The following is a 7,560-nucleotide window of genomic DNA, read 5'->3' as shown; positions in this document are numbered from 1 at the left end:
CCGCGTGGACGACATCGGCGGGCGCGACCTCGCCCAGCAGGTCGTCGAGCGCGGCGCGGTTGCGCGGCTCGGCGAGAAAGTCCGCCAGCGCCAACGCTACCTCCGGCCCGACGCCGGGCGTCTCCAGCACCGCCGCCAGCTCCTTGCCCAGCCGCGCGAGCGCCTTGTCGTCGCTCTCGCCCAGCGCCGGGACGTGCGCCTCCCGGACCGCGAGCGCGCGCGCCATCGCGGCGTCGAACGCGGCCCAGCTCGTCCAGCGCCGCGCAAGGTCGCGCGCCGTCACCTCGCCGACATGGCGGATGCCGAGCGCGAACAGGAACCGGTCGAGCGGGGCCGCGCGCCTGGCGTCGATCGCGGCCACCAGGTTGCGCGCCGACACCTCCGCCCACCGCTCGCGGGCCAGCAGCGTCGCTTCGGTGATGCGGAAGATGTCGGCCGGCGTCCCGATCAGCCCGTCGGCGAAGAAGCTCTCGATATTGGTCGTGCCCAGCCCGTCGATGTCCATCGCCTGGCGCGAGGCGAAGTGGCGCAGCCGCTCGACGCGCTGCGCGGGGCACACGAGCCCGCCCGAGCAGCGCCAGTCGACCTCGCCCGGCTCGCGCTCGGCGAGCGAGCCGCACTGCGGGCAGCAGGTGGGGAACTCCCAGGCGTCGCGCGGCTCGTCGCGGGACAGGTTCTCGACGATCTGCGGGATCACGTCGCCCGCGCGCTGGAGCACCACCCGGTCGCCGGGCCGCACGCCCAGCCGGCCGATCTCGTCGGCATTGTGCAGCGTCGCGTTGGTGACGACGACGCCGCCGACGGTGACGGGGGCGAGCCGCGCGACCGGCGTCAGCTTGCCGGTGCGCCCGACCTGCACGTCGATCCGCTCCAGCGTGGTCTGCGCGCGCTGGGCCGGGAACTTGTGCGCGATCGCCCAGCGTGGGGACCGCGCCGCGAAGCCCAGCCGCTCCTGCCAGTCGAGCCGGTCGAGCTTGTAGACGACGCCGTCGATGTCGAACGGCAGGTCCGCGCGGCTCCCCTCGATCGCGCGATACGCCGCCAGCGCCGCCTGGAGGTCGGCCACCCGCGCGAACGCGTCCGCTACCGGGAAGCCCCAGCCGCGGATCGCACCGATCACCTCGCCCTGCGTGCCGCCCGGCACGGCCGACGCCTCGCCCCAGCCGTGCGCGAGGAAGCGCAGCCGGCGGCTGGCGGTGACGGTCGCATCCTTCTGGCGCAGCGACCCGGCGGCGGCGTTGCGCGGGTTGGCGAACTGGCGCGCCCTGGCGGGGTCGTCCGCCTCGGCGAGCAGCCGGGCGTTGAGCTCCGCGAAATCCGCCTTGGCCATGTAGATCTCGCCCCGCACCTCGAACACGGCGGGCGCGCCGTCCGGCAGCCTTTGGGGGACGTCGGCGATCGTGCGGGCGTTGTCGGTCACGACCTCCCCCACCTGGCCGTCGCCGCGGGTCAGCGCCTGGACGAGCAGGCCGTCCCGATACCGCAGCGAGCAGGAGAGCCCGTCGATCTTGGGCTCCGCGGTCATCGCGACCGGCTCGTCGTCGGCCAGGCGCAGGAAGCGGCGGACGCGCGCCACGAACTCGGCCACCTCGTCGCCGGAGAACGCGTTGTCGAGGCTGGTCATCGCGCGGGCGTGGCGGACCTTCGCCAGCGGCGAGACAGGCGCGACGCCGACGCGGACCGACGGGCTGTCGGCGCGGACCAGCCCCGGATGCGCGGCCTCCAGCGCGCGGTTGCGCGCGACGAGCGCGTCATAGTCGGCGTCGCTGATCTCGGGCGAGTCGGCGTCGTGGTACGCCCGGTCGTGCCGCGCGATCTCGGCGGCGAGGAAGGCGAGCTCGGCGGCGGGATCGGGATCGGCAGCGGACATGACGCCGGGTTACGCAGCCACGCCGCGCCCATCAAGCCGTAAGCCTGAGGTCTCGGGCCGCCATCCTCCCGCGGACGCTGGAGCGCCCTCCGACGCCGCGTCGACCAGCTCGCGCGCGAGCCCGCGTCCGCTTTTGCTCCCCATAGCCTACGCGTGTAGAAGCCCGGTCGTGGCCAGCCTGCCCGCCTCCTCCTCCTCGCCCGGTTCAGCGTCCGGCACCGCACCCGGCACTGGCGTCCGATCGGCGCCCGCCGGTCCGCCGGTGGCCGTCCGTCCGTTCTTCGAGGACCATGTCCGCGCGTTCTGGGCGCTGCAGGCGGCCGGCTGGAGCGGGTATCTGCTGCTCCGCGGCGTCTCGTCGGTCTCCAACGGCTGGAGCCTGCAGGTGACGGTGCCCGTGGTCGTCGAGGCGATCATCGGCTATTGCATCACGCTACTCCTCTCGACGCTCTATGGCTACTACCGGCGCGAGCTGCGGCGCATCTTCGGCATCCCGCTCGCGATGGTGACGCTGCTCGCGGCGACGATGCTCTATGCGGTGCTGGACACGCTCAACTATTCGCTCGCGCGGCCAGAGCCGCCCGGGTTCGACATGACGTTGCTCCTTGGCCCTCTGTTCCTGAACTTCACGGTGCTGCTCGGCTGGTCGGCGCTGTATTTCGGGATCAACTTCTACCTGATCGTCGAGCAGCAGGCGGACCAGATGGAGGCGCTAGAGATGCAGGCGTCGGCGGCGCAGCTCGCGATGCTGCGCTATCAGCTGAACCCGCATTTCCTGTTCAACACGCTCAACTCCATCTCGACGCTGGTGCTGCTCAAGGACACGCAGCGGGCGAACGCCATGCTCAGCCGGTTGTCGTCCTTCCTGCGCTACACGCTCGCCAACGAGCCCACCGCGCATGTGACGCTGGCGCAGGAGGTCGAGACGCTGAAGCTGTACCTGGAGATCGAGAAGATGCGGTTCGAGGCGCGGCTGCGGCCGAGTTTCGAGATCGATCCGCGCGTGGAGAAGGCGCGGCTGCCGTCGCTGCTGCTCCAGCCGCTGGTCGAGAACGCGATCAAATACGCGGTCACGCCCAAGGAGGACGGCGCGGATATCCGCGTCACCGCGCGGCTCGCCGGGGATCGGGTGCAGATCGACGTGTCCGACACCGGTCCGGGCTTGCAGACCGCGCCCAAACGGCCAAGCCTTTCCACCGGCGTCGGCATCGCGAACATCAGGGACAGGCTGGCGCAGGCCTATGGCCAGGACCAGCGGTTCCAGATCCGCGCGCTGCCCAGCGGCGGGTTCGGGGTCGAGATCGAGATCCCGTTCCAGCTTGAAGAACCGACAAGAGAGGTCGCATGAGCATCCGTACCATCCTGGTCGACGACGAACCGCTGGCCATCCAGGGCCTCGAACTCAGGCTCGCCGCGCACGAGGACGTCGAGATCGTCGCCAAGTGCCAGAACGGCCGCGAGGCGATCGGCGCGATCAAGACGCACAAGCCCGACCTCGTCTTCCTCGACATCCAGATGCCGGGCTTCGACGGCTTCTCGGTCGTCCAGGGACTGATGGACGTGGAGCCGCCGCTGTTCGTGTTCGTCACCGCCTATTCGGACCATGCGCTGCGCGCGTTCGAGGCGCAGGCGACCGACTATCTGATGAAGCCGGTGGATGAATCGCGCCTCGCCGACACGATCGACCGCGTGCGCCAGCGGCTCGCCGACCGGCGCGGGGCGGAGGAGACCGAGAAGCTGAAGGAGGTGCTGGCCGAGGTCGCGCCCGACGCGGTGGACGCGATGGCCGACGGGACGGCGCCGGACGCGGTCGCCTCCAACCGGTTCGAGAAGATGATAAACATCAAGGATCGCGGCCAGATCTTCCGCGTCGACGTCGACACGATCGAGCGGATCGACGCCGCCGGCGACTATATGTGCATCTATACCGCCGACAACACGCTGATCCTGCGCGAGACGATGAAGGACCTGGAGAAAAGGCTTGACCCGCGCCGGTTCCAGCGCATCCACCGTTCGACGATCGTGAACCTCGACCTCGTCAAGCAGGTGAGGCCGCATACCAACGGCGAGTGCTTCCTCGTGCTGGGGTCGGGCGCGTCGGTGAAGGTCAGCCGCTCGTATCGCGAGGTGGTGGCCCGCTTCGTCCACTGAAGGGTGCGGGCGCGGGGATACCGGTAGACGGGACCGGGGCGGCGGCCGGACCTCGCCGAACGGGCGTCACAGGTCCGTTGGCGGAGCCTGTGGCGTGCCCACCGCCCCGTCGGCGATCGGCTCGGCGAGCGGCTCGCCCGCGCCGTCCGCCGGACGTTCGAACCATGCCTCGACCGGACCCGACAGCTTCAGCGTCAGCGGCTGGCCGCGGCGATCGACCTTCTTGCCCAGAGCGACGCGGATCCAGCCTTCCGAGATCGAGTATTCCTCGACGTCGCGACGCTCGGCGCCCTTGAAGCGGATGCCGATCCCGCGTGCCAGCAGCGCCTCGTCGAAGAACGGGCTGCGCGGGTTGGAAGACAGATGGTCGGGGGGCGTATCGGTCATGGGCGCGCGCCTTGGCCTAGATGGCGCATGATTTCCATAGCGAAACGGCGCGGGAGAGACCCCCGCGCCGTTCGGCAGACCAGTCTGGACGGATCGCTCAGTCGCAGACGCGGACGGGAACGCGATAGCCGTAATAGTCGCGCCGGAACTCCGTGAAGCAGCGCGGGCCATCGTAATAGCCATAGCCCGGATAGCCATAGGCCCCGTAACCGCCGTAACCGCCATAGTAGCCGCGCGGACCGCCATAGCCGCCGTAACCGCCGCCATAGCCATGGTTGCCCGCGATCGCCGCGCCGACGCCCAGCCCGACGATCCCGCCCAACACGGCCGCGCCGCCCGCGCCGATGCCGCCACGACCATAGCCGCCGCGATAGCCGCCACCACCGCGATAGCCGCCGCGGAAACCACCGCCGCCATGGAACCCGCCGCCGAACCGCTGCGCCTCCGCGGGCACCGCCGCCGACATCACGGTCGCCGCCAGCAGGGCTCCCAGGCCCAGCTTCGTAAGCACCTTGTTCATATCAAACCTCCTAATGTCCGACCGTCCGTTCCGCCGCGTCGATGCACGGGGCGGGAGCGTTAGACAGGGATTAGGCGAGTCGCGCTGAACCGGGACGGAATGACCCGTTAAGCCGGTGTTTATGCGCCGATGTCGCCGGGGCGGGCTGGAGCGGGGAGGGGGGCGCGCGTCACAACAGCGGGCTGACCAGCCGGGCGATGTTCTCCGCCAGCCGCCGCGGCCATGCCCGGCGGCTCCAGGCGTCGCGGTCGACGGGATCGCTGTTCTCCAGATAGCCGCGCTGCACCGCCTCGACGCCCGCGACCGAGGCGGCATCGTGGAGCAGCAGCGACGCCTCCTCGTTCAGCTTGAACGAGCGCAGGTCGACGTTGCTCGATCCCACGATGGCGACCCGCGAATCCACGCTGACGTTCTTGGCGTGCAGCAGATAGTCGCGGAACTGGTGGATGCGCACCCCTGCGTCGAGCAGCTGGGCGTAATAGGAGCATTGTGCCAAGTGGACGAGCCGCTGGTCAACCACCGCCGGCATGACGAGGTCGACGGCCACGCCCCGCGCGCAGGCGGTGCGCATCGCGCCCACCACATCGTCGTCGGGAATGAAATAGGGCGTCGCCAGCACCACCTGCCTGCGCGCCTGGTGGATCTGCCACACCAGCAGCGTCTCGAACCCCTCCATCGCATATTCCTCGCCGCTGGGCAGCAGCTGGAGACAGGCGTCGCCCGTGCGGGCGGGCGGGCGCCCGTCCTGCGCATCGCCCACGTCCTCCGCATCCTCCCCGTCCGGCCTGACCTGCGTCTCCAGGAACCAGTCGGCGCGCACCGTTGCCTCGATCTCGGCGACGACTGGCCCGGTGACGCGCGCCACGAGCTCGCGGTTGACGATGCCGCGGCGGAAATCCTTGGCGACGATGTTCTGCGAGCCCGCATATCCCACCTCGCCGTCGATGGCGAACAGCTTGCGATGGTTCCGCATGTCGCGCCGCGTCCGCAGCCGCCCCAGCCGGAACGGCAGCGCCTCCTGCACCTCCGCCCCCGTCGCGCGCAGCATCCGGAGCGTGCCGCGCCGCCAGCGGTGCGACCCGACCGGATCGAACAGCACGCGGCAGGTGACGCCGCGTCCGACCGCGCGCGCGATCGCGTCCGCGACCTTGTGGCCGACGGCGTCGTCCGCGAAGATATAGACGGTCAGCAGGACGCGCCGCCGCGCCGCGTCGATGTCGGCGACCAGCCGGTCGATCAGCCCGTCATAGTCGTCGATCAGCTCGACCGCGTTGCCGCACACCGCCGGGAAATAGCCCAGCCGCTGCGCCAGCGCGTCGATCGCGCCCGGGTCGTCGGGCGGATGCCGGCCAAGCTCGCGCGCGATCCGGTCGAAATAGGGCTTCAGGCTCTCGAACCGCTCGCGCCGCCAGGCCGGGAAATGCGGGCTGCCGATCATCCAGAAGGCGACCAGCCCCGCGACCGGCAGGAAGAAGATGGTCATCAGCCATCCCGCACTCGCCTGCGGCGACCGCCGCAACGGCACGATCGCGAGCGCGCCGAGCCGGATCGCCCATTCGAGCGCGTAATAGGCGGTCTCCCAGCCATGCAGGTTCAGGTGCATGGACAGAAGGTATAACGGCGGACAGGCCGGCAGAAAGCGGTTATCGGACGGGCGCCGTCCATCCCCGCCCCGTCCCTGTTCCGCGTCGGGCGGTCGAGGCGACGCCTTGGCGCCCCTGCCCCGCCAGATCGTCCATGCGGGCGGCGCCTTAAGCGGACCGCAACCGGCGTCGCCTATCGTCGCGGGGTGATCGCGGCCCGCCTTCCTGCCCTGCCCTCCCGGTTCGGGCATCCGGCGTGGTGGGCCATGCCGGTGACCGCGCTCGCGCTCGCGCTGCAGGCGCGCTCGTCGCTCGACTGCGACGTGTCCTGGCTGACGACCGTCGCGGAGCGCGTGATCGACGGCGCGACGCTGTACCGCGATGTCGAGGAGGTCAATCCACCCGCCTCCGTCCTGCTCTACATGCCGTTCGTGGCGGTCGCGCGCGCACTGGCGCTGCCGGTCGAGGCGGTGACGGTCGCGATCGTCGCCGCGCTGGCCGGGCTTTCGATCATGCGGGCCGGACGGTTGCTCGATCCCCCCGCTGGATCGCGCGGTCGCCTCGCGGCGGCGGCGGCGTTCGTCCTGCTGGTGCTCCCCGCCGACCTCTTCGCGCAGCGCGAGCATGTCGCCCTGATCGCGGGACTGCCAATGCTCGCGCTGCTGGTCGCGCGGGCCGAGGGGCGACCGGTCGGGCGGATCGATGCCTGGACCGCCGGCCTCGGCGCGGGGCTGATGACGGTCGTCAAGCCGCATCTCCTGCTGTCCCTGCTCGCGGTCGCGGGCTGGGCGATCGCGCGGCGGCGGTCGATAGGGCGAGCGGCGGGCGCCGAATGGATCGCGCTCGCGCTGTCCTGCGCGGGATATGCGGCGGTGCTGCCGCTGGCCTTTCCGCTGTACCTTGGCGGCATGCTGCCGCTGCTGCGGCTCGTCTACCTGCCGGATCGCGACAGCTGGACGCACCTGCTGACGGGAACGATGGTGGCGATCCCCGCGGTCGCGGCCGCGCTGACGGCGTGGCTCGCGCGCGGGCGCGTCGCCGCGCCGGCC

At 71.0% G+C, this 7,560-nt stretch carries 7 protein-coding genes; 3 read left to right on the top strand and 4 right to left on the bottom strand.

The window, feature by feature from the left end; translation table 11 throughout:
* Window positions 1-1,870: NAD-dependent DNA ligase LigA (gene ligA / locus HUV01_RS09750; RefSeq protein ID WP_174298080.1), on the bottom strand; the 1,870-nt coding region annotated here is incomplete at its 3' end.
* 262 nt (window positions 1,871-2,132) lie between these two features.
* On the opposite strand from ligA, the gene HUV01_RS09745 reads away from it, so the two are divergent.
* Together HUV01_RS09745 and HUV01_RS09740 are read left to right on the top strand one after the other, a co-directional pair.
* On the top strand, window positions 2,133-3,218 hold the full coding sequence (locus HUV01_RS09745; protein WP_174298081.1) for a sensor histidine kinase: 1,086 nt from the start codon (window positions 2,133-2,135) through the stop codon (window positions 3,216-3,218).
* Window positions 3,215-4,021: a LytR/AlgR family response regulator transcription factor gene (locus HUV01_RS09740; RefSeq protein WP_174298079.1), complete on the top strand. Its 807-nt coding sequence runs from the start codon at window positions 3,215-3,217 to the stop codon at window positions 4,019-4,021. The genes HUV01_RS09745 and HUV01_RS09740 overlap by 4 nt, the downstream gene beginning before the upstream one ends.
* A gap of 66 nt (window positions 4,022-4,087) precedes the next feature.
* On the opposite strand, the gene HUV01_RS09735 is transcribed toward HUV01_RS09740, so the two are convergent.
* The 3 genes from HUV01_RS09735 to cls form a co-directional block, all read right to left on the bottom strand.
* On the bottom strand, window positions 4,088-4,408 hold the full coding sequence (locus tag HUV01_RS09735; RefSeq protein ID WP_174298078.1) for a DUF3297 family protein: 321 nt from the start codon (window positions 4,406-4,408) through the stop codon (window positions 4,088-4,090).
* 97 nt (window positions 4,409-4,505) lie between these two features.
* A complete protein-coding gene (locus HUV01_RS09730; protein WP_174298077.1) occupies window positions 4,506-4,928 on the bottom strand; it encodes a hypothetical protein in 423 nt (140 codons plus the stop codon).
* A 169-nt stretch (window positions 4,929-5,097) separates the two neighbouring features.
* Entirely contained in the window at window positions 5,098-6,531 is a 1,434-nt protein-coding gene (gene cls / locus HUV01_RS09725) for a cardiolipin synthase (RefSeq protein ID WP_174298076.1), read from the bottom strand.
* A gap of 186 nt (window positions 6,532-6,717) precedes the next feature.
* Between cls and HUV01_RS09720 the strand changes: the two genes are divergently transcribed.
* On the top strand, window positions 6,718-7,560 hold an 843-nt coding region (locus tag HUV01_RS09720), incomplete at its 3' end, for a hypothetical protein (protein ID WP_438827165.1).

This window comes from Sphingomonas bacterium, assembly GCF_903643035.1.
In the GTDB taxonomy this organism is placed as follows: Bacteria; Pseudomonadota; Alphaproteobacteria; order Sphingomonadales; family Sphingomonadaceae; genus Sphingomonas.
The sequence above is the reverse complement of the archived record's forward strand: the minus strand, read 5'-3'. Positions and strand labels throughout refer to the sequence as shown.

Bases quoted from the DNA above. Each gene is read 5' to 3' on its own strand.
- HUV01_RS09730 (WP_174298077.1), bottom strand. From the start codon at position 4,928: ATGAACAAGGTGCTTACGAAGCTGGGCCTGGGAGCCCTGCTGGCGGCG.
- cls (WP_174298076.1), bottom strand. From the start codon at position 6,531: ATGCACCTGAACCTGCATGGCTGGGAGACCGCCTATTACGCGCTCGAA.
- HUV01_RS09740 (WP_174298079.1), top strand. From the start codon at position 3,215: ATGAGCATCCGTACCATCCTGGTCGACGACGAACCGCTGGCCATCCAG.
- HUV01_RS09735 (WP_174298078.1), bottom strand. From the start codon at position 4,408: ATGACCGATACGCCCCCCGACCATCTGTCTTCCAACCCGCGCAGCCCG.